Annotated in this window: 19 protein-coding genes and 2 pseudogenes; 9 read left to right on the forward strand and 12 right to left on the reverse strand. The window is 71.2% G+C overall.

Going from position 1 to position 19,929, the window contains the following annotated elements:
• Window positions 1–2: 2 nt before the first annotated feature.
• The 3 genes and pseudogenes from rbsD to HUV60_RS26740 all read left to right on the forward strand — a co-directional run bounded on the left by rbsD (window position 3) and on the right by HUV60_RS26740 (window position 2,089).
• Window positions 3–461 (forward strand): annotated as a pseudogene (gene rbsD / locus HUV60_RS26730) (D-ribose pyranase).
• Between the two features lie 80 nt (window positions 462–541).
• Complete coding sequence (gene deoC / locus HUV60_RS26735; RefSeq protein ID WP_257849752.1) at window positions 542–1,258, forward strand: deoxyribose-phosphate aldolase; 717 nt, start codon at window positions 542–544, stop codon at window positions 1,256–1,258.
• 69 nt (window positions 1,259–1,327) lie between these two features.
• Window positions 1,328–2,089: a GntR family transcriptional regulator gene (locus HUV60_RS26740; RefSeq protein WP_257849753.1), complete on the forward strand. Its 762-nt coding sequence runs from the start codon at window positions 1,328–1,330 to the stop codon at window positions 2,087–2,089.
• A 64-nt stretch (window positions 2,090–2,153) separates the two neighbouring features.
• On the opposite strand, the gene HUV60_RS26745 is transcribed toward HUV60_RS26740, so the two are convergent.
• The 4 genes and pseudogenes from HUV60_RS26745 to HUV60_RS26760 all read right to left on the reverse strand — a co-directional run.
• Entirely contained in the window at window positions 2,154–2,909 is a 756-nt protein-coding gene (locus HUV60_RS26745; RefSeq protein WP_257849754.1) for an SDR family oxidoreductase, read from the reverse strand.
• A 5-nt stretch (window positions 2,910–2,914) separates the two neighbouring features.
• The gene (locus tag HUV60_RS26750) at window positions 2,915–4,696 is read right to left on the reverse strand and encodes a glycoside hydrolase family 15 protein (RefSeq protein WP_257849755.1); all 1,782 of its coding nucleotides are present in this window, start codon (window positions 4,694–4,696) and stop codon (window positions 2,915–2,917) included.
• A gap of 61 nt (window positions 4,697–4,757) precedes the next feature.
• Window positions 4,758–5,567, reverse strand: coding sequence for an SURF1 family cytochrome oxidase biogenesis protein (locus HUV60_RS26755; protein WP_257849756.1), 810 nt, complete (start codon window positions 5,565–5,567; stop codon window positions 4,758–4,760).
• Window positions 5,568–5,632: 65 nt separating this feature from the next.
• A pseudogene (locus tag HUV60_RS26760) lies at window positions 5,633–6,001 on the reverse strand (dihydrofolate reductase family protein); the annotation flags it as partial.
• Between the two features lie 483 nt (window positions 6,002–6,484).
• Between HUV60_RS26760 and HUV60_RS26765 the strand changes: the two are divergent.
• On the forward strand, window positions 6,485–6,733 hold the full coding sequence (locus tag HUV60_RS26765) for a hypothetical protein (protein WP_257849757.1): 249 nt from the start codon (window positions 6,485–6,487) through the stop codon (window positions 6,731–6,733).
• Window positions 6,734–6,774: 41 nt separating this feature from the next.
• Here HUV60_RS26765 and HUV60_RS26770 read toward each other — a convergent pair whose 3' ends face one another.
• Together HUV60_RS26770 and HUV60_RS26775 are read right to left on the reverse strand one after the other, a co-directional pair.
• Window positions 6,775–7,089 (reverse strand): hypothetical protein, encoded by a 315-nt coding sequence (locus HUV60_RS26770; protein WP_257849758.1) that lies wholly within the window; start codon window positions 7,087–7,089, stop codon window positions 6,775–6,777.
• An 82-nt stretch (window positions 7,090–7,171) separates the two neighbouring features.
• Window positions 7,172–8,158 (reverse strand): DEDDh family exonuclease, encoded by a 987-nt coding sequence (locus tag HUV60_RS26775; RefSeq protein WP_257849759.1) that lies wholly within the window; start codon window positions 8,156–8,158, stop codon window positions 7,172–7,174.
• Between the two features lie 216 nt (window positions 8,159–8,374).
• Here HUV60_RS26775 and HUV60_RS26780 point away from each other — a divergent pair, with 216 nt between their 5' ends.
• Window positions 8,375–9,046 (forward strand): VIT1/CCC1 transporter family protein, encoded by a 672-nt coding sequence (locus HUV60_RS26780; RefSeq protein WP_257850271.1) that lies wholly within the window; start codon window positions 8,375–8,377, stop codon window positions 9,044–9,046.
• A gap of 223 nt (window positions 9,047–9,269) precedes the next feature.
• Here the strand turns inward: HUV60_RS26780 and HUV60_RS26785 are convergent, their stop codons facing one another.
• The 3 genes from HUV60_RS26785 to HUV60_RS26795 all read right to left on the reverse strand — a co-directional run bounded on the left by HUV60_RS26785 (window position 9,270) and on the right by HUV60_RS26795 (window position 13,554).
• The gene (locus HUV60_RS26785; protein WP_257849760.1) at window positions 9,270–10,277 is read right to left on the reverse strand and encodes a CopD family protein; all 1,008 of its coding nucleotides are present in this window, start codon (window positions 10,275–10,277) and stop codon (window positions 9,270–9,272) included.
• A 102-nt stretch (window positions 10,278–10,379) separates the two neighbouring features.
• A complete protein-coding gene (locus HUV60_RS26790; protein WP_257849761.1) occupies window positions 10,380–11,846 on the reverse strand; it encodes a CoA transferase in 1,467 nt (488 codons plus the stop codon).
• A 145-nt stretch (window positions 11,847–11,991) separates the two neighbouring features.
• A complete protein-coding gene (locus HUV60_RS26795) occupies window positions 11,992–13,554 on the reverse strand; it encodes a S8 family peptidase (protein ID WP_257849762.1) in 1,563 nt (520 codons plus the stop codon).
• Between the two features lie 266 nt (window positions 13,555–13,820).
• On the opposite strand from HUV60_RS26795, the gene HUV60_RS26800 reads away from it, so the two are divergent.
• The 3 genes from HUV60_RS26800 (at window position 13,821) to moaA (ending at window position 17,004) form a co-directional block, all read left to right on the forward strand.
• The gene (locus tag HUV60_RS26800) at window positions 13,821–14,177 is read left to right on the forward strand and encodes a DUF485 domain-containing protein (protein ID WP_257849763.1); all 357 of its coding nucleotides are present in this window, start codon (window positions 13,821–13,823) and stop codon (window positions 14,175–14,177) included.
• The gene (locus HUV60_RS26805) at window positions 14,174–15,802 is read left to right on the forward strand and encodes a solute symporter family protein (RefSeq protein ID WP_257849764.1); all 1,629 of its coding nucleotides are present in this window, start codon (window positions 14,174–14,176) and stop codon (window positions 15,800–15,802) included. Before HUV60_RS26800 ends, HUV60_RS26805 begins: the two co-directional genes overlap by 4 nt.
• Before the next feature lie 212 nt (window positions 15,803–16,014).
• A complete protein-coding gene (gene moaA, locus HUV60_RS26810; protein WP_257849765.1) occupies window positions 16,015–17,004 on the forward strand; it encodes a GTP 3',8-cyclase MoaA in 990 nt (329 codons plus the stop codon).
• Between the two features lie 48 nt (window positions 17,005–17,052).
• Here the strand turns inward: moaA and HUV60_RS26815 are convergent, their stop codons facing one another.
• Together HUV60_RS26815 and HUV60_RS26820 are read right to left on the reverse strand one after the other, a co-directional pair.
• Window positions 17,053–17,277 carry a hypothetical protein gene (locus HUV60_RS26815; RefSeq protein ID WP_257850272.1) on the reverse strand — a complete coding sequence of 75 codons (225 nt, stop codon included), beginning with the start codon at window positions 17,275–17,277 and terminating at the stop codon, window positions 17,053–17,055.
• A gap of 270 nt (window positions 17,278–17,547) precedes the next feature.
• The gene (locus HUV60_RS26820) at window positions 17,548–17,973 is read right to left on the reverse strand and encodes a DUF3099 domain-containing protein (protein WP_257849766.1); all 426 of its coding nucleotides are present in this window, start codon (window positions 17,971–17,973) and stop codon (window positions 17,548–17,550) included.
• A 278-nt stretch (window positions 17,974–18,251) separates the two neighbouring features.
• On the opposite strand from HUV60_RS26820, the gene HUV60_RS26825 reads away from it, so the two are divergent.
• On the forward strand, window positions 18,252–18,530 hold the full coding sequence (locus HUV60_RS26825; protein WP_257849767.1) for a GlsB/YeaQ/YmgE family stress response membrane protein: 279 nt from the start codon (window positions 18,252–18,254) through the stop codon (window positions 18,528–18,530).
• A gap of 92 nt (window positions 18,531–18,622) precedes the next feature.
• On the opposite strand, the gene tyrS is transcribed toward HUV60_RS26825, so the two are convergent.
• Complete coding sequence (tyrS, locus tag HUV60_RS26830) at window positions 18,623–19,891, reverse strand: tyrosine--tRNA ligase (protein ID WP_257849769.1); 1,269 nt, start codon at window positions 19,889–19,891, stop codon at window positions 18,623–18,625.
• Between the last annotated feature and the right edge of the window lie 38 nt (window positions 19,892–19,929).

Consider the following 19,929-nt stretch of genomic DNA (forward strand, 5'->3'; position numbering starts at 1 on the left):
CCATGAAACGACACGGCATCCTCAACGCCGAACTGAGCGGGGCCCTGGCCACCCTCGGCCACACCGACCTGCTGCTGGTCGTCGACGCGGGCTTCCCCGTCCCCCGGGACGCCCACCGCATCGACCTGGCGGTCGCGGAGAACCTTCCGGACCTGCGGACCGTGCTCGGACTGATCGCCGACGAGCTGGTCGTCGAGGGGGGTGGTGCGGGCCGAGGACGTCCCCACCCGCCACCCCCGGCTCGACGCATGGCTGCGCGAGAGGTTCTCCGGCGCCGAGTTCACCACCCGTCCGCACACCGAGGTCCTCGGCGAACTGGCGCGTCGGGCCAAGGTCGTCGTCCGCACCGGCGCTTTCGAACCCTGGGGCAACATCGGCCTGTTCTGTGGCGTCGACGCCCCCCCCGCTGGTTCGACAAGGAGGACGTGGAGGCCCCTCCGGAGTACGCCTCCAGGCTCTGATCCCCGGGATCCGACGTCGTGGGCGCAGGACCGTTCCACAGCCCACCCCCACCCCCACCCCCACCCCCAGGAGAGAATCCGTGCCCGAGACAGTGACGACCCCCTCCGCCGAGCTGACGCTCAGTCCGGCCGAGCTGGCCCCCTACATCCAGCACACCCGTATCGAGTCCGATGCCACCCGCGACGACATGGTGGCCCACGCGCAGGAGACCGTCACCTACGGCTTCAACGCCGCGATGGTCCCTGCCTCCTGGCTCCCCGTCGTGGTCGCCGAACTGCGCGGCACCGGCATCGGCGTCGCCTCCGCCCTGGACTTCCCCACGGTGGGCGTCATGACCAGCGCGGGCAAGGCGGCCGAAGCGGCCGAGATAGCCCGGCTCGGCGCCACCCAGCTCGACATCGGCGTGCAGGTCGGCTGGCTCAGGAGCGGCAAGTACGATGAGTTCCGGGAGGACATCGAGGGCGTGGTCCGTGCTTTCGGCGGCCCCGTCAAGGTCATGCTGGAACTGCCGTTGCTCAGCGCGGAGGAGAAGGAGGCCGCCGTCGAACTGGCCATGGAGGCCGGCGCGGCCTACCTCAAGAACGCCAGCAGCGGGCAGATCGAGACGGCAGGCCCGGAAAGCGTCCGCTACCTTGTCGACCGGGCCCGTGACGGCGTCCGGGTGAAGGCGTCGGGTTCCATCAAGTCCTACCGTCAGTCCCTGGAACTTCTGCGTGCCGGAGCCTCGTTGCTCGGTACGAGTGCCGGGAAGGCGATCGTCACCGGCACCGGCGACGGTTCCACCGTCAGCTACTGACCAGCCGCCGTGCCCCGGCCTCCCCGGCCGGGGCACGGCGTATCCACCGTGTAGAGGAGACCTGTGACCGTGACGGCCGACGAAGGGGGTCTTCCGGGCATCCGGCGCAACGTCCCCACCGCGATCCATGTGCAGATCTCGGAACACATCCGACTGCGCATCGCGAGCGGTCGGTGGCCGGCGCACTACCGGCTCAAGAGCGAGCCAGAACTGGCCCAGGAGTTCGGGGTCAGCCGCGGCACGGTGCACCGTGCCCTGACGACCCTCATCGAGGAGGGGCTGCTGAGGCAGGTCCGCGGACGCGGCACGTTCGTGACGTCCACCGTCATCGAACCGTCGATCGCACAGAAGCTGAGCACCCTCTCGGAGGACTTCGCCAGCCAGGGTGTCGTCGCCACCACCGAAGTGCGGGAGTGCTCCCTCATCACGCCGCCGCGGCCCGTCGCCGCCCTGCTCGACCTGGCCTCCCCCGACGCCCAGGTGCTGCGTCTGGTGCGGGTGCGTGCCATCCCCGAGGGGCCGGTCGCGCTCCTGTTCAACTTCGTGCGGGCCGACCTCGCGCCCGGCATCGAGCGGGCGGACTTCACGTCCTCGAGCCTCTTCGGTGAACTGGAGGGCACGTTCGGTCTGCGGATCGCCACCGCCCGTCGCACGTTCAGCGCGGAGGCGGCCACCGAGGAGACCGCTCGTGCCCTGGCCGTGGAACAGGGCAGTCCGGTGCAGTACCTCCAGCAGGTCACCTATCTGGACGACGGGCGGCCCGTGGAGTATTCCGATGTGTGGATCCACAGCGGTCGGCTGCGCGTGACCTCGCTCCTGCTGCGCCGCTGAGCCGCGCGTTCCACGTGTCCTCACTTTCCTCGGAACGGTCCTGGCCGAAACCGCGCGGTCCTGGCTAGAACCCGTGCCGCACCCCGCCGTCCACCGGGACCATGACGCCCGTGACGTAGGAGGCTGCCGGGGAGAGGAGGAAGGCTGCGGTGCGGCCGAATTCCGCCGGGGTGCCGTAGCGGCGCAGCGGGATGCGGGACCGGGCCGCCTGGCGGGTGGCCTCCGGGTCGGCGGAGAGGGAGTCGAGCTCACGGACGCGGTCCGTGTCGATGCGCCCCGGAAGCACGCCCACGACACGGATGCCGCGCGGGCCCAGTTCGTCCGCGAGGGACTTGGCGAAGCCGGCCAGCCCCGGGCGCAGCCCGTTGGAGATGGTCAGGCCGGCCAGCGGCTCGTGCACCGAGCCGGACAGCACGAAGCCGATGACACCGCCCTCGCCCAGCTCCGCCGCGGCGGCCCGGGCCAGCCGCACCGCGCCCAGGAACACCGACTCGAACGCCGACCTCCACTGTTCGTCGGTGGTGTCGGCGACGAACCCGGGCGGAGGGCCGCCCACGCTGACGAGGATGCCGTCGAAACGGTGGAAGCGTTCACGCGCGGTGCCGATCAGCCGGGCCGCCGCCTCGGGGTCGGCGTTGTCGACCGCCACGCCGACCGCGTCCGGTCCCAGACCGGCGGCCGTCTCGGCGACGCTCTCCTCCTCCCGTCCCGTGACGACCACCTTCGCGCCGTCGGCGACCAGCTCGCGCGCGGTGGCGTTACCCAGCCCGCGGGTCGCTCCGGTGACGACGTACACCCGGTCCTTCAGCCCAAGATCCATGGCGTCTATTCTGCCTCCCGGCCACCGAACAGCGTGAGAGCGGTGTTCACCAGGCCGATGTGACTGAACGCCTGCGGGAAGTTGCCCAGCAGCCTCCCGCCCGCCGGGTCGTACTCCTCCGCCAGCAGCCCCACGTCGTTGGCCAGCCCCATCAGCCGTTCGAACAGCTCGCGCGCCTCCTCGGTCCGGTCCGTCATGTGCAGGGCGTCCGCGAGCCAGAACGAGCACACCAGGAAGGTGCCCTCCACGCCGGGCAGGCCGTCGACTCCGGTGTCGTCCGCGGTGTAGCGGCGGACGAACCCGTCCGGTCCCAGCTCCGCGCGGATCGCGTCGATGGTGCCGACCACCCGCGGGTCGTCGGGCGGCAGAAAGCCCGTACGCGGGATCAGCAGCAGAGAGGCGTCGAGTTCCCGCGAGCCGTAGTACTGCGTGAAGGTGTTCCGCGCCGGGTCGTACCCCTTCTCGCACACCTCACGGTGCACCTCGTCGCGCAGCTCGCGCCAGCCGTCGATGTCGCCCTCGAGTTCGGGATCCTCCTCCATGGCGCGCACGGAACGGTCGGCGGCCACCCACACCATCACCTTGGAGTGCACGAAGTGCCGCCGGCCGCCGCGTACCTCCCACAGCCCCTCGTCGGGCAGCCGCCACTGCGAGCGCAGGAAGTCCAGCAGTACCGCCTGCAGCGCCCACACGTCCGGCTTCGGGGACAGACCCGACCGCCGGGCCAGCGCCAGCGTGTCCACGACCTCCCCGTACACGTCCAGTTGGAGCTGGCCGACGGCGTCGTTGCCGATCCGGACCGGGGTGGAGCCGCCGAAGCCGGAGAGCCACGGCAGTTCGTACTCGGGCAGCCGCCGCTCGCCCGCCACCCCGTACATGATCTGGAGGTCTCCCGGATCGCCGGCCACCGCGCGCAGCAGCCAGTTGCGCCAGGCCTCCGCCTCCTCCTGGTACCCGGCCGCCAGCAGCGCGCTCAGGGTCATCGTGGAGTCGCGCAGCCAGCAGTAGCGGTAGTCCCAGTTGCGTACTCCGCCCAACTCCTCCGGCAGGGAGGTGGTGGGTGCGGCGACGATCCCGCCGGTGGGCGAGTAGGTGAGGGCCTTGAGCGTGATCAGGGACCGTACGACCTCGTCCCGGTGCGGGCCGTCGTACCGGCAGTGGGACGTCCACGCGCGCCAGTCCTCGATGCTGTGCCGCAGTGAGGCGTACGGGTCGACCAGCGGCGGGCGCGGTTCGTGGGAGGGGTGCCAGGTGAGGACGAACGCGACCTGCTCGCCCGGCGCGACCGTGAACTCGGCGTACGTGGTGCGGTCCTCGCCCCAGCTGCGTACCTCGGGCTCCATGCGCAGCCACACCGAGTCCGGCCCGGCGACCGCCACCCGGTGGCCGTCCGTCCTGCGTATCCAGGGCACCACCGAGCCGTAGTCGAAGCGCAGCCGGAGTGTGCTGCGGACGGTCACCTCACCACGTACACCCTCCACGATGCGCACCAGGTCGGGGGCGCGGTCGCGCTGCGGCATCAGGTCCGTGACGCGCACCATGCCCTCGTCGGTCTCCCACTCGGTGTCCAGGACGAGGGTGTCCTGGCGGTAGGTGCGGCGGGTGCAGCGCTCGGCGCCGACGGGAGCGATGCGCCAGTGACCGTTGTTCTCGTCACCGAGCAGCCGGGCGAAGCAGGCGCCGGAGTCGAAGCGGGGCAGGCAGAGCCAGTCGACGGAGCCGTCCGCGCCCACCAGGGCAGCGGTCTGTTCGTCGCCGATGAGCGCGTAGTCCTCGATAGCGTGCACGAGGTGCGGATGCCCGGCCGCCGGGTGCGGCAATCAGGGGTGGAGCCGGGTGAGTGACGGGCTACACCGCCGCGGGTTCCGTGTCCTCGGCGTCCGCCGCGGCGCCTGCCTCCTGGTCCGCCTTCTCCGCCCGCTCGCGCGCCTCGCGGCGGACCAGGACCACCCAGCCGACGGGGACGCCCGCGGCGAACAGCCACCACTGCCAGGCGTACGCCAGGTGCGGGCCGATCGCGTCGTGCTCGGGGGAGGGGACCGGCTCCGGGGTGTCACCGCTCGGCCCGGGATCGGTCAGGTCCACGTAGCCGCCGAGGACCTCCTCGCCGAGCCGGTCGGCCTCCAGTTCGCTGTTGATCAGCATGATCTGCCGGTCCGGCAGGCCCTCGAGGTTCTTGATGCCGCTGTCCTCGGTCGTCTGGTCCTGCATCAGCCGCCCGGTGATGGTGAGCTCGCCCCCGGGCGGTGCGGGAACCTTCGGGAACGCGGTCTGGCTCGGACCGTCCGCGGGGATCCAGCCCCGGTTGACCAGCAGGACCTTGCCGTCGTCGAGGACGAAGGGGGTCAGGACGTGGTAGCCGACCTCCTCGTCCGCGTTGGTGCGGCGACGCACGACGACCTCGTCGGCGGTGTCGAAGCTGCCCTTCGCCGTCACACTGCGGTACAGGTCGGCGTCGCCGACCTTCGCTCCGGGCGCCGTCAGGGACCCGGCGGGCACCGGCTTCGCGGCCAGGGAGCCGGCGATCACCTGGTTCAGGGCCACCCGGCGCTCGTGACGGTGCAACTGCCAGAAGCCCAGCTCGACCATCGTCGGGATCAGCACGAGTACCAGGAGAGTGAGGATCACCCACTGGCGGGACAACAGGAAGCGATACACCCCACGACCGTACAGCCAGGGCTGTGGGGTGCATTCAGGCGGGTACGTCCTCACATCCGGTCGACGATCCCCGCCCTGCCCTCCGCCGGCTCGGCTCGCAACCGCTCGATCTCCTCCGCCGGGCCGCCGGAGGCCAGGCGGGCATGGCCCCGCACCGCCGACAGCGTGGTCGAGAACACCACCTTCGGGAGCGGCTTCCAGAGCGCGGCCCACTCGAGCATGGAGGCGTCGGGCGATGGGTCCTGGTTGGCGGTCTCCCAGTACAGCATCGTCTCGTACAGCCGTCGTCCCAACAGGTGGACGCCGACCTGTCGAATCTCGTCGGTCCAGAAGCGAAAGGCCTCCTCGTCGGGCGCCGTCCAGTCGAAGCCGTCGTCCGGACCGAGGATGTAGCCGTCAAGTGAGACGCTCGTCGAATAGGTCACGCTGCGCATCAGAAGTCCTCCTCGGCGACGGGTTCGACAGCACGACCGCCGGAGACCGCAGGGCTCGTCGCGGCTCGCGGGATCACCTGGGCCGAGTCACCCCACGGGATCATTTCGTTGAGAAAACCTCACTCACCCGGTGACCCTCAGGCGGATGCCTCTGCTCCGGCCGAGGACGTCGGAATGACGCCGGCCGCGATGTACGACGAGGTGACGGGAAAAGCATGGCAACACGTCGAGTAGGTCGGTCGCAGTAATCGAGGTCCCGCCTCGCATGATTCATGGACCGTAGGCCGCTGTGGGGAGTGCGTGGCAAAAGAAGAGTGGCTTGAGAGACGGTTGTCCGAAGCTCCGGTCCGCACTGAGACCCGGACGGACGGGATCCTTGAACCGATGGACTTGAAATGACGGCTGCGTCGGCCAGGTGTCGTACCTGGCCGACGTGGCGCTGCCGGCTTGCGAGCGCCTTCCTGGCGGCTGACCATGCTGCTTATGACACGTTGCGAAGTGTGCGGGAACGACTACGCGCTGGCGTTCACCGTGGAGACCCAGGACGGTGCTCGTCACGTCTTCGATTCGTTCGCCTGCGCGATTCACCGCATGGCCCCGATCTGCGAGCACTGCCGGGTGCAGATCATCGGTCAGGGCGTTGACGCCGACGGACACTGGTACTGCGGCGCCCACTGCGCCCGCGCCGAGGGCAGGGCGGGCATTGTCGACAAGGTTGGATCACCGGCGTAGAAAACGGCTCCTTCCCCGCGGAAGAGGCCCCGCTTCTCGTTTCAGACGGTGTGGAACACCGGCTCGACCCGCGCGGGGTCGAACCTGCCTTCCCGGCTCTCGGCCGGGCGAATGAGAGCCGCTCGGAGCACCTTCCGAACGACGATCCGCTGACGTTCGGTCGGCAGGTTCTCCCAACCGTTCGCCGGCAGCTCTTCCGTGATGGAACGGGTGCCGGCCGGGACCGCATGGTCCGCCTTGTCCACCAGCAGCTCGTTCTTGCGGGCGTTGAGGTCGTGGAGAGCCGTGACGTACGTGCCGGTCTTCACTCTCTTGGCCTTCCAGAGGGCTTGGAGATCCGCAACCTCCTCTTCCACGCCCTTCGGCTCATCCTCATGCGCCCAGGCCCCGCGGGGCCGGTCCGCCCGCGGTCCCGCGGGCCGCTTCGCGCGTACGGGGTCAGCTCTCCGAAGCGGGTTCGACGTCGCCCAGCAGCTGCCCGAAAGCCGCCTCGTCCACGACCGGGGTGCCGTACTGCCGGGCCTTGACCACCTTGGACGTGCCCGAGTCCGGATCGTTGGTGACCAGGAGGCTGGTCAGCCGGGAGATGCTGGTGGCGACGTGCAGCCCGGCCTCGGTCGCCCGGTCCTCCAGCAGGTCCCGCTCCACGGAGGTGTCGCCCGAGAAGGCGACCCGCATGCCCTGCTTGAGCGGCCTGTCCGGTGCGTACCGGCCCGGGTTGGGGTACGGGCACACGGGCCTTTTACGGGACGGGCGCCAGCCGGCGGGCCGGTAACCGCCGCCGTGGCCCGTCTGCTGCCCGAGGCGGGGCCGGTCCGTCCACTCCGTCAGCGGCAGGCACTCGAGCAGGGGCAGCCGCACACCGCGCGCCGCCGCGGTCCGCAGGCTGGGCCGGAACACCTCCGCCAGTACCCGCGCGTCGTCCAGCGCGTGGTGCGCGCGCCGCTGCACCACACCGAAGTGCGCGGCGAGCGACTCCAGTTTGTGGTTGGGCAGTGGCAGTGCGAGCTCCTTGGAGAGGGCGATCGTGCACAGCCGCTGCTTCACCGGCGCCTGCACGCGGGCGCGCGCGTACTCGCGGGCGATCATCTGCCAGTCGAAGACGGCGTTGTGCGCGACGAGCACCCGGCCCTCCAGCCGGGTGGCGAACTCCCCGGCGATGTCGGCGAACAGGGGCGCCCCTTCGAGTGACTCGCTCGTCAGGCCGTGGATCCACACCGGGCCGGGGTCCCGCTCCGGATCGACCACCGTGTACCAGTGGTCCTCGACCTCACCGCGCGCGTCCAGCTGGTAGACACCCGCCGAGATGATGCGGTCGTCCCGGGCGAGCCCCGTGGTCTCCACGTCGACGACCGCGTACCCCTGCGGATACGCGGCCGGCCACGCGCCGGGGGAGGACGCTTCGGTCGTGAGGTCTTCGAGCATGGTTCACGAGGATACGGGCCGCCGCCGACAGCCCTGTCCGTCAGGTGCCTGGCGGACAGGGCGGCCCACGCGCCGGCGCGTACGGGAGTTCGGGTGGCGTCGTGGGCGCGCCCCGGATGCGATGCTTCCGATGTGACAGAACCGGCGGAACCGACGCACGGCGAAGGAGCCGAGGAGGCGCTCCACGAGGCGCAGGGGGAAGCACACGGCGTCTCCATGGCCGTACGGCGCAACTGGCTGCGAGCGGCGGTTCTCGGAGCCAACGACGGCATCGTCTCCACCGCGGGCCTCGTCGTCGGCGTGGCCGGGGCGACCGATGACCGTGCGGCTCTGCTGACCGCCGGACTGGCCGGCCTGATCTCCGGTTCCACGTCGATGGCGGCGGGTGAATACGTCGCCGTCTCCTCCCAGCGTGCTTCGGAGAAGGCCGCCCTCGCGAACGAACGACAGGAACTGAAGGAACGGCCCGAGGCCGAACTGGAGGAACTGACCCACCTGCTCCAGGAACGCGGCCTGTCACGGGAAGTGGCACAGGAGGCGGCCGTCCAGCTGACGGAACGAGACGCCCTGCGGGCGCACGCGGACATGGAGCACGGCATCGACCCCGACACGCTCGTCAACGCCAGGCACGCAGCCGGCGCGAGCTTCCTGGCGTTCACCCTGGGAGCGCTGCTGCCGCTGTTGGCCATGGTGCTGCCGCCGGCCGGCCTTCGGCTCCCGGTCACGGTCGTCTCCACGCTGGCCGCCCTCGTGCTCACGGGCTGGAGCAGCGCCCGCCTGGGCGGAGCGCCGCCGGGGCGCATGATCCTGCGCAATACGGCCGGCGGCGCCCTTGCCATGGGCCTGACCTACCTGGCAGGGAGCCTGCTGGGGGCCACAGGGGTGTAGGGCCTGCCCGGTGGATCATGCCGGAGACGCGGGGCCTGCGCGCCCTTTTCCCCAAGCTCTTCGAGCAGCGACGCCCCCAGCGGCGTTGCCGTCGGTCGCCTCCGACCCGATCCGCCGGACAGGCCCCGGCCGTGCCCCTCGGCGCGGCACGGGTGCCGGCGCCCGGACGGGCCTGCTCGGTGTCCGTGCCCGGAGCCGGTGGGGCGCCCCGGCGGTCCGCCCCTCACCAGCGGATCGGCACCGGCAGCGCCGTCAGGAGGCCGGACACCGCCACCACCAGGGCCAGGACGTACGCCTCCGCCCGCGCGGGAGTACGGGCGCTCGACGGATCGGCCGCGCGGGCCAGCCGGATCCGGGCCCACAGGGCCAGGGCCGCGACCCCGGCCATCAGGACCACCTTGGCGAGCAGTACACGCCCGTACGCCGTGTCCGTCAACTGCTCCAGGATCGTCTCCGGTGGCATCCGGCGCAGCGAACTGCACACCCCGGTCGCCGTGACGGCGACGAGCAGAACGGCCGCCACGCGTGCGTACAGCCCCAGCAGTACCCCGCCCGCCGGCGAGCCCCGCCACGCGTGCATCGTGCGCAGCGCGTACAGCAGGCCGCCCGCCCAGAGCGAGGCGCAGACCAGATGGATCAGTGTCAGCCCGGAGCCGATCAGCGGGGTGTACTCGGTCCCGGGGTGTGCGCGCAGGGCCTCGGCGACGACGACCGCGGCCAGCGGCCAGACCTGCGTGCCCGGGCGGCCGGAGGCGGCGCACAGGGCCGCGACGAGGAACGCGTTGACCTCCAGGAGGGCGAGCCTGCCCTCCCGCGAGCCGTACAGGCCGCCCACGTCGATGGCGGCGGGACTGTCGGGCACCAGGTTCCCGGTGGCCACGACGGAGGCGAGCCCGAGGGCGGCCACGAACCCGACGGAGTTCGCGACGGTGGACCAGCCGCGCGGCACGGCCGGGGGAGCACCGGGCACGGACCGCAGCAGCCGTTTCACGAACAGCTCGCCGACGGGTACGGCCAGCGCCGCGAACAGCGCCGTCCGCAGCAGGGCTAGGCCGCCGGTGCCGGGCGCGGCGGCCTCACCGGTGCCGTGCAGGGCCGGGGACGGGCCGAGGATCGGTATCAGCGCGGCCAGGGCCACCAGCACGATGACGGCGGCGGCCGGGCCGGTGCCGGAACGCCGCGCACCCCTGTGCGCACCGGTCGCCCCGGACCTGGGATTGGTCAGAGTCACCCCAGGATCTTCACAAGGGCTCACAGAACGGGCAAGCGCGGACGGAGGATGCGGGGGTGTATTTCACGTAAAGGCCTTATCCGGCGTCCAGTTGACTGTCCGTCATGCCCATCGAGCCGCGTCGGTACCCCACGGCCGGGGCGGACGGGTCCAGTCGCGGGGGCCGTCGGCGAACGACACCGGGGAGCGGGCGTACCGCAGCCTTCCCAGGGCACTGTCCGTCTCCGTGAGCCGGCCGTCGGCGGATCCGCCCGCAGCCGGGTCGGGGACGGAGACACCTTCCGCGGCCGGTTCGCCGTCCGGCGCACGGGTGGGCGCGGCCCCCTCCAGCAGCCAGACCGCCGTCCGCGCCAGTGCCAGTCGTACGAGCCGGCTGCCGCCCTCGTCCTCCTGCTCGGTCAGCGCCCGCAGCACCGCCGCCGCCAGCAGATACCCGGTGCCGTGGTCGAGGGCCTGCGCCGGGAGCGCCCCCGGCCGCCCGGCCGAACCCTCGCTCACCGCGATCCCCGTGGCCGCCTGCACCAGGCTGTCGAAGCCGCGCCGACCGCCCCACGGCCCGTACGCACCCCACGCCGACAGTTCGGCCACGACCACGCCGCGCCGGCGCTCGGCCAGCGCCTCGGGGCTCAGTCCCCGGCGCTCCAGGGACCCCGGCCGGTACCCGGTGACCACCACGTCCGCCGCCGCGAGCAGTTCCTCGAACGTGTCCCGGCAGGCCGCCAGATCCAGCAGGGCCGAGCGCTTCCCGAACCCCGTGTCGGTGTGCTGGTCGGGGATCTCGGGCAGCCCCGGCGGGTCCAGACGCAGCACGTCCGCGCCGAGCAGGGCGAGCGTGCGGGTGGCGACAGGGCCCGCGACGACCCGGGTCAGGTCCAGCACCCGCAGCCCCGCCGCGGGCAGCAGCGGATCGCGGTCCACGGGGGTGAGCACCCGCGCGGGCGCGGAATCCAGCCGCCCGCGCTCCACCAGAGGCCGCCGCCCCACGGCCGCCGCCTGCTCGTGCGCCGCCCACCCGGCGGGCGTGCGCAGGGCGACGGCGAGGCCCCCGGCGGCGTACACGGTCTCCTCGACCTCCGCGGCCGACCGCGCGGCGAGCGCCGCGGCCACCGCCTCCGGCTCGTCGGAGGTACCCAGCGCGGCGAGCAGCCGGATCCGGTGGTGCGGGTAGTTGGCGTGCGTGCGTACCCATCCGTCGGCCGTCCGCCAGAACCGCGACAGCGGAGCGAAGTTCACCGGAGCCCGCCCGTCGACCAGCAGGTGCCGCTCACTGACGAAGGCCGCCGCCACCGCTCCGTCGTCCACCCGCACAGCGGGCGTCCCGGGGAGTGCAAAACCACCGGGACGACGGGATCCCGCCCGCCGCGCACCCAGTTCGGCCGCGGCCAGCGCGCACGCGCCCACGCAGGCGCGCGCCAACTCCCGTACCGGCAGGCGCGCGGGAAGCACCTCGGGCCGCTCGACGGTCGTCACGCGTGTGAGCAGGCCCGGGTCTCCGCCCACCGAGGACCAGGCGGCCGCGAGGCCGGGGCCGGGGAGGGAACCGGGGGAGGGACGGTCGGTGTCGGTCATGGGTGCACTATGCGGTACCGACAGGGTGGGGGCCGGGCGTATGCAGGCCCGGCCCCCACCCGCACAGGTACGACAGGATGGCTAAAGCGTCACCGCGTCACCGCGTCACCGCGTCACCGCGTCACCGCGTCACCGCGTCACCGCGTCACCGCGTCACCGCGCGCAGCGCGTCGACGATGCCGGCGCCGTAGAAGCCGTTGACCCGGCTGCCGCCCTCGCACGTCGCGTCCTGCTCGCCGTCGCCGTCCTGGTCGTACGACTCCGGGCAGCCCGGATTGTTCGCCTGCGCCTTCAGCAGAGCCCGGAGCATGGCCGGGGTCGCCCACGGGTGCTTGGACTTCAGCAGCGCTGCGACACCGGCGGCGTGCGGCGCGGCCATCGACGTGCCCTGCAGGAAGGCGTACCCGCCGTTCGGCATGGTGGACAGGACGCGGCCGTTCTTCGACGGGGTGTCGGGCGTCTGGTAGCGCCCGTCGCCGCCCGGCGCGGCCACGTCGACGACACCCCTGCCGTACGTGGAGTAGTACGACTTGAGGTTCTGCACGCCCGTCGCGCTGACCGTGACCACGCCGGGGAGCTGGGTCGGCAGGTCGAGGCACTCGGACGGGTCGATGGTGCGCTCGACCGGGGTGGTGTCGTTGGGGCTGGAGGCGTCGTCGATCGCGTCCGAGGCCAGGTCGTGGTTGGAGTTGCCGGCCGACGCGACGTGCAGGGTGCCCTTGCGCTGGGCGTACTTCTGGGCCCGGTCGACCGCGTCGACGATCGCCCGCTGGTCCGGGTCGTCCACGCAGTTGTAGAGCCACGGGTCGACGTAGTAGCTGTTGTTCGTGATCTCCACGCCGTGGTCGGCGGCGAACACGAAGGCGCAGACGACGTTCTCCGGGTAGAACAGCCCGTTGTCCGGGTCGCTCACCTTGATGGACGCGACCTTGACGCCGGGCGCGACACCGGCGACGCCGACGCCGTTGCGAGCCGCGGCGATCTCACCGGCCACGTGGGTGCCGTGGTAGTCCTCGTCCGTGTACGGGCGCCAGGCGCCCTCGCTGGTGTCCGCCTTGCCGCCGACGCAGTTGGCCGACTGGGCGGCGGAGAAGTTCGGCTCGAGGTCGGGGTGGGAGTCGTCCACGCCGGTGTCGATCACGGCGACGGTCACCTTGCGGCTGCCCGGGTCGATCTGTGCGGCCTTGTCGGCGCCGATCGCGCGCAGGTCCCACTGGTCGGCCTCGAGCGGCTCGCTGCCGGGGGTCCGCGCGGAGACGGCCCGCGTCCTGGCGGCCTCCCCGGCCGTCACGTAGTCCGCCGCGTCCTCGTCCGTCGTTCCCGCGGGGACCAGCGGTGCGGTGCGGGTCGCACCGGCCGACTGCACCCCGCGCACGGTGCGCATCTCCTGGGCGAAGGCCGGGTTCGCCGAGTGGACGACGATCACACCGATCCGGTCGTACGTGACCACGACGGTCCCGCCCGCCGCGGCGACCGCCTTCTCCACCGACGCGATCGTGTGACGGTCCGTCCTGGTGTTGACGACGTACGCCAGACCGGGGGCGTCCGTCTCCCGCTCCGTCGCCTGCCCGTCCGCTCGTTCGGTCGCGGCCGATGCCGCCTGTGGAGCCGCCGAGGCCGCCGTCGGCAGGAAGCCGAGGGAGACGGTCAGGGACAGCGCGACGGGCCCGGCGAGGGCGAGCCGGCGTCTGGAACGCAGATGAGCCATGGGATCTCCACATCATCCGGAAACGAAACCGGCCCGAGGCACAGGTGGCGCTCGGGCAGGTACATGACGGGTGGTGCAGTGTGAAGCTATCCCGCGCCGTCGTCGACCAGCAACGTTTTGTCGGTCATGTCTTCGGAAAACGTCCACGCAAAAGAAGCACGGAGGGTTGAACCGGTCCTCGCGTGGCGCCGTGACGTTGTGCAGGGAGCGCGAGGACACTCGCCCCCGTCCGACCCGCACCCGCACCCGCACCGCGAGGAGACTCCGTGGCCGCCGAAGCACCGCCCCCCTCAGCAGAGCAACACAAACTCCCCACGCCCGAGGAGTTCACCGAGGTGCAGGAGAGCGCTGAGTTCGGTGAACTGCGCCGCTCCTACCGCTCCTTCGCCTTCCCCCTGACCGTCGGCTTCATCGTCTGGTACCTGCTGTACGTGCTGCTCTCGAACTACGCGGGCGGCTTCATGGGCACCAGGCTGTTCGGCAACGTCAACGTCGCCTTCGTCTTCGGCGTCCTGCAGTTCGTCACCACGTTCCTCATCGCGTGGTGGTACTCCCGGCACGCCGCCACCCATCTCGACCCCAAGGCCGAGGCCATCAAGACGCGTATGGAGGGCGGCGCATGAGCCCCTCGATCACCACCGTCCAGCTCGCCGCGAACGAGGCGAGCGAGCACCGCCCGCTCATCGTCACCCTGTTCGCACTGTTCGTCCTCGCGACCCTCGGCATCACCGTGTGGGCGGGCCGCCAGACCAAGAGCGCCGCCGACTTCTACGCGGGCGGACGCCAGTTCAGCGCCTTCCAGAACGGGCTCGCGGTCTCCGGCGACTACATGTCGGCCGCGTCCTTCCTCGGCATCGCGGGCGCCATCGCCCTCTTCGGCTACGACGGCTTCCTCTACTCCATCGGGTTCCTGGTCGCCTGGCTGGTCGCCCTGCTCCTGGTCGCCGAGCCCCTGCGGAACTCCGGCCGCTACACCATGGGCGACGTCCTCGCCTACCGTATGCGCCAGCGCCCGGTGCGCACCGCCGCGGGCACCTCCACCATCGTCGTCTCGATCTTCTACCTGCTGGCCCAGATGGCGGGCGCCGGCGTACTCGTCTCGCTGCTCCTCGGCATCACCTCCGACGCGGGCAAGATCCTCATCGTCGCCCTCGTCGGTCTCCTGATGATCGTGTACGTCTCCATCGGCGGCATGAAGGGCACCACCTGGGTGCAGATGGTCAAGGCCGTGCTGCTCATCGGCGGCACCCTCCTGATCACCTTCCTGGTGCTGCTGAAGTTCAACTTCAACATCTCCGACCTGCTGGGCAGCGCCGCCGAGAACAGCGGCAAGGGCGACGCCTTCCTCGAGCCCGGCCTCCAGTACGGCGCGGACGGCACCACCAAGCTGGACTTCCTCTCGCTCGGCATCGCCCTGGTCCTCGGCACCGCCGGCCTGCCGCACATCCTGATCCGCTTCTACACGGTGCCCACCGCCAAGGCCGCCCGTAAGTCCGTGAACTGGGCCATCGGCATCATCGGCGGCTTCTACCTGATGACCATCGCCCTCGGCTTCGGCGCCGCCGCGCTGATCTCCCAGGACGAGATCATCGCCTCCAACCCGTCCGGCAACACGGCCGCCCCGCTGCTCGCCCTGCACCTGGGCGGTGTCGACTCGGCCTGGGGCGCGATCCTGCTCGCCACCATCTCGGCGGTCGCCTTCGCCACGATCCTCGCCGTGGTCGCCGGCCTCACCCTCGCCTCGTCGTCCTCCTTCGCGCACGACATCTACGCCAACGTCATCCGCAGGGGTGAGGCCACCGGCGCGGAAGAGGTCCGTGCGGCTCGCTGGGCGACCGTCCTCATCGGCGTCGTCTCCATCGGTCTGGGTGCCCTCGCCCGCGACCTGAACGTGGCCGGCCTGGTCGCACTGGCCTTCGCGGTCGCCGCCTCCGCCAACCTGCCGACGATCCTCTACAGCCTGTTCTGGAAGCGGTTCACCACCCAGGGCGCCCTGTGGTCGATCTACGGCGGCCTCATCGTCGCCGTCGGCCTGGTGCTGTTCTCACCCGTCGTCTCGGGCGCCCCGACCGCGATGTTCCCCGACGTCGACTTCGCGTGGTTCCCGCTGAAGAACCCGGGCATCATCTCCATCCCGTTCGGCTTCCTGATGGGCTGGCTCGGCACCGTCCTGTCGAAGGAGGAGCCCGACGCCAAGAAGTTCGCGGAGCTGGAGGTCCGGTCACTGACCGGCACCGGCGCCCACTGACCGGCCCGATCGAGCCAACCGAGCCAACCGACCCGACCGGGCCGGCCGGCACCCCTCCGGCCGTGTCGCAGGGACCCTTGGAGGTCCCTGCGGCACGGCCGTCGCGCCTCTCGACGCGTTCTGTCGTACAGGGGGTACTGCGGCTTGTCGGTGGCGTCACGTAGGCTCGCGGGTACGGAGCATGAGTGATCCGAGTGGAGGGAGGGGCCCACGTGCTCATCGACACGTACGGCCGGGTGGCCACCGACCTGAGGGTGTCACTGACCGACCGGTGCAATCTGCGGTGCACCTACTGCATGCCCGAGGAGGGCCTGCAGTGGCTTGCCAAGCCCGACCTGCTGACGGACGACGAGATCGTCCGCCTCGTCGACATCGCCGTCGCCTCCCTCGGTGTCGAGGAGATCCGCTTCACCGGCGGTGAGCCCCTGCTCCGCCCCGGCCTGGTCGGCATCGTCGAGCGCGTCGCGGCCCTGGAGTCCCGTCCCCCGATGTCCCTCACCACCAACGGCATCGGTCTCGGCCGCACGGCTGCGGCCCTGAAGCAGGCCGGCCTGGACCGGGTCAACGTCTCGCTGGACACGCTCCGCCCGGACGTCTTCAAGACCCTCACCCGCCGCGGCCGTCACCAGGACGTCCTCGACGGTCTGTACGCGGCCCGCGAGGCCGGCCTGACCCCGGTGAAGGTCAACTCGGTCCTGATGCCGGGGCTCAACGACGACGAGGCCCCCGACCTGCTCGCCTGGGCCGTGGAACACGACTACGAGCTGCGCTTCATCGAGCAGATGCCCCTGGACGCCCAGCACGGATGGAAGCGCGACGGCATGGTCACCGCCGGCGACATCCTCACCTCCCTGCGGACCCGCTTCGAGCTGACCCCCGAGGGTGACGGGGCCCGGGGTTCGGCTCCGGCCGAGCGTTGGCTGGTCGACGGCGGCCCGCACCGCGTCGGCGTCATCGCCTCCGTCACCCGGCCGTTCTGCGCGGCCTGCGACCGCACCCGTCTCACCGCCGACGGACAGGTACGCACGTGCCTGTTCGCCTCGGAGGAGACGGACCTGCGTGCCGCCCTGCGCTCCGACGCCCCCGACGAGGAGATCGCCCGGATCTGGAAGCTGGCCATGTGGGGCAAGAAGGCAGGAGCCGGCCTCGACGACCCGGCCTTCGTCCAGCCGGACCGCCCGATGTCGGCGATCGGCGGCTGAGGGAACCGTCCGGGAGGCTTTGCGGAGCAGCCCTTTCCGAAGCGGCCGCTACACCCCTTCGGGCGTCTCCCACTCCTCGAAGCGCACGACGTCCTTCAGGAATCCGCGCACACCGAGGAACTGCGACAACTGTTCCCGGTGCTCCTCGCACGCGAGCCAGGTCTTGCGACGCTCCGGCGTGTGCAGCTTCGGGTTGTTCCAGGCGAGCACCCACACGGCGGCGGCACGGCAGCCCTTCGCGGAACAGATCGGCGTCTCGGGGTCAGGGTCCATCACACCACCGACCCTAACCTGATCAGCGCAGTGCGACGTCCCACGGGAAAAGCCGGATGGGGGAGAAGGAGCGCGAAAAAAAGGGGTGGAAAAGAGAAGGGAAAAGGCGACGCCGGGCAGCCACGGGGGGAGCTGCCCGGCGTCGGTCTGTCGCTCCGACGGGGGATGCGGAGCGCGTACGAAGTATGTCACGGGTCACCTCGCCCCCGGCACCGGAACAACATGATTGATCTGAGCTTTTCCTGAGATTGGCGGGTTAACGTCTTCCGCTTACGGCCGGTCATGGTCATGGCCCGAAGGCCAGGACGGCTCGGGCCGCTCCGTTCGTACGCCGGGGGCGGGCTCGGGCGCCACATCTTCCGTCCCGGATTCCGCCGCACCGCCATTCGTCCGTGATGATGTGATCATCGGCCGCGCCTGTGGCGTCAGGTGGGCAGACGGCAGCGACGGCGAGTTTTCGCGCCCGGCGTTGGCGATCACCACCGCGACGTACGGCAGCAGCGTACCGAGAACCAGCGCCACGACCGCGACGTGCCGTTCCACGTTCCAGAGCGTGGCGGCGAGAATGACCGAGATCGTACGAACGACCATCGAGATCACGTACCGGCGCTGCCGCCCGCGCACATCCTCCTGGAGCCCCGCCCTGGCGCCGGTGATCCGGAACACCTGGGCGCCGCCGCCATGCTGCTTCCGCATCGCATTCCACCATCCGCCCGAATCGGGCTCTCCCCGCCTCCGGCCGTCCCGCGACCGGCCGGAATCCCGGGCCCGTACGCCACTACGGTACGCCGCGTTCCCGCCGCCCACGAAACCGGGGCGCCCCCGGTTCCGTGGCCCTTGCGCGCCCCGGCCCGTACTCCGGTATGCCTGTTTGGCCTGTGCCGCCGCGCGTACGGCCCGGCCGACATGCGGCGTAGCGGATCCGGGTCGACACTGGCCGTAATGTCCGTGTCAAGGCCTATCAGGAGGAAGCCATGGGCTGGTTGTGGGCGATCATCGTGGGGTTCGTGCTCGGTCTGATCGCGAAGGCGATCATCCCGGGGAAACAGCACAGCCCGCTGTGGCTGACCACCATCTGCGGCATCCTCGGTGCCATCGCGGGCAACGCCATCGCGCGGGGCTTCGGTATCGAGGAAACGCCGGGCATCGACTGGGGCCGGCACATCTTCCAGTTGGTGGCGGCGGTCGTCATCGTGTTCGTCGTCGACATGCTGTACATGCAGATGCGGGGCAAGCGCGCGCAGCGGACCTGACCGGCGCACGTCGGTCACGCGGGCGCGCCGCGCACGTCTCCGGTACGGCACACCGGACGTTCACGCGACGCGCCCGTGCGGCGGGTGCGGGCTCAGGCGGTCGTGACCTCGACCGCCGCCAGGTTCCTCTTGCCCCGGCGCAGCACCAGCCAGCGGCCGTGCAGCAGGTCCTCCTCCGCGGGGACGGTGTCCTCGGCGGTGACCTTGACGTTGTTCACGTAGGCACCGCCCTCCTTCACCGTGCGCCGTGCGGCCGACTTGCTGGGCACCAGGCCGACCTCCGCGAACAGGTCGACGGCCGGGCCGAGCCCGGCGACCCGGACGTGCGGCACCTCCGAGAGGGCCGCCGCCAGCGTCCGCTCGTCCAGCTCCGCCAGCTCGCCCTGGCCGAACAGCGCCTTCGACGCGGCGATCACGGCGGCCGTCTGGCCGGCGCCGTGCACCAGTGTTGTCAGCTCCTCTGCCAGGGCGCGCTGTGCGGCGCGCGCCTGTGGACGCTCCGCCGTCTGGGCCTCCAGCGCCTCCAGCTCCTCGCGGGACCTGAAGGACAGAATGCGCAGGTACGTCGAGATGTCCCGGTCGTCGACGTTCAGCCAGAACTGGTAGAACGCGTACGGCGTGGTCATCTCCGGGTCGAGCCAGACGGCCCCGCCCTCGGTCTTGCCGAACTTGGTGCCGTCCGCCTTCGTCATCAGCGGCGTCGCCAGCGCGTGCGCCTCGGCGTGCGGCTCCAGGCGGTGGATCAGGTCGAGCCCGGCCGTGAGGTTGCCCCACTGGTCGCTGCCGCCCTGCTGGAGCGTGCAGCCGTAGCGCCGGTACAGCTGGAGGAAGTCCATGCCCTGCAGGAGCTGGTAGCTGAACTCCGTGTAACTGATGCCCTCGGAGGACTCCAGCCGCCGCGCGACGGAGTCCTTCGTCAGCATCCTGTTGACGCGGAAGTGCTTGCCGATGTCCCGCAGGAACTCGATCGCGGACAGGTTCTGCGTCCAGTCGAGGTTGTTGACCATGACCGCCGCGTTCTCGCCCTCGAAGGACAGGAACGGCTCGATCTGGCCACGCAGCCGGTCCACCCAGCCGGACACCGTCTCCGGGTCGTTCAGCGTGCGCTCCGCCGTCGGACGGGGGTCGCCGATCAGGCCCGTGGCGCCGCCGACCAGCGCCAACGGCCGGTGCCCGGCCTGCTGGAGCCGACGCACCGTGAGCACCTGCACCAGATGTCCGACGTGCAGTGACGGCGCGGTCGGGTCGAAGCCGCAATAGAACGTGACAGGACCGTCCGCGAGCGCCTTGCGCAAGGCGTCCTCGTCGGTGGACAGGGCGAACAGCCCGCGCCACTTCAGCTCGTCGACGATGTCCGTCACGGTTCTCGCGTCTCCTCGGTGCTGCTTCGGTTTCCGAA

It is taken from the genome of Streptomyces sp. KMM 9044, from assembly GCF_024701375.2.
Classification (GTDB): domain Bacteria; phylum Actinomycetota; class Actinomycetes; order Streptomycetales; family Streptomycetaceae; genus Streptomyces.

Excerpts from the sequence above, each read along its gene's own strand:
- HUV60_RS26745 (WP_257849754.1), bottom strand. The coding sequence starts at position 2,909 with ATGGATCTTGGGCTGAAGGACCGGGTGTACGTCGTCACCGGAGCGACC.
- HUV60_RS26765 (WP_257849757.1), top strand. The coding sequence starts at position 6,485 with ATGACACGTTGCGAAGTGTGCGGGAACGACTACGCGCTGGCGTTCACC.
- HUV60_RS26775 (WP_257849759.1), bottom strand. The coding sequence starts at position 8,158 with ATGCTCGAAGACCTCACGACCGAAGCGTCCTCCCCCGGCGCGTGGCCG.
- HUV60_RS26780 (WP_257850271.1), top strand. The coding sequence starts at position 8,375 with ATGGCCGTACGGCGCAACTGGCTGCGAGCGGCGGTTCTCGGAGCCAAC.
- HUV60_RS26790 (WP_257849761.1), bottom strand. The coding sequence starts at position 11,846 with ATGACCGACACCGACCGTCCCTCCCCCGGTTCCCTCCCCGGCCCCGGC.
- HUV60_RS26795 (WP_257849762.1), bottom strand. The coding sequence starts at position 13,554 with ATGGCTCATCTGCGTTCCAGACGCCGGCTCGCCCTCGCCGGGCCCGTC.
- HUV60_RS26805 (WP_257849764.1), top strand. The coding sequence starts at position 14,174 with ATGAGCCCCTCGATCACCACCGTCCAGCTCGCCGCGAACGAGGCGAGC.
- HUV60_RS26815 (WP_257850272.1), bottom strand. The coding sequence starts at position 17,277 with ATGGACCCTGACCCCGAGACGCCGATCTGTTCCGCGAAGGGCTGCCGT.
- HUV60_RS26820 (WP_257849766.1), bottom strand. The coding sequence starts at position 17,973 with ATGCGGAAGCAGCATGGCGGCGGCGCCCAGGTGTTCCGGATCACCGGC.
- HUV60_RS26825 (WP_257849767.1), top strand. The coding sequence starts at position 18,252 with ATGGGCTGGTTGTGGGCGATCATCGTGGGGTTCGTGCTCGGTCTGATC.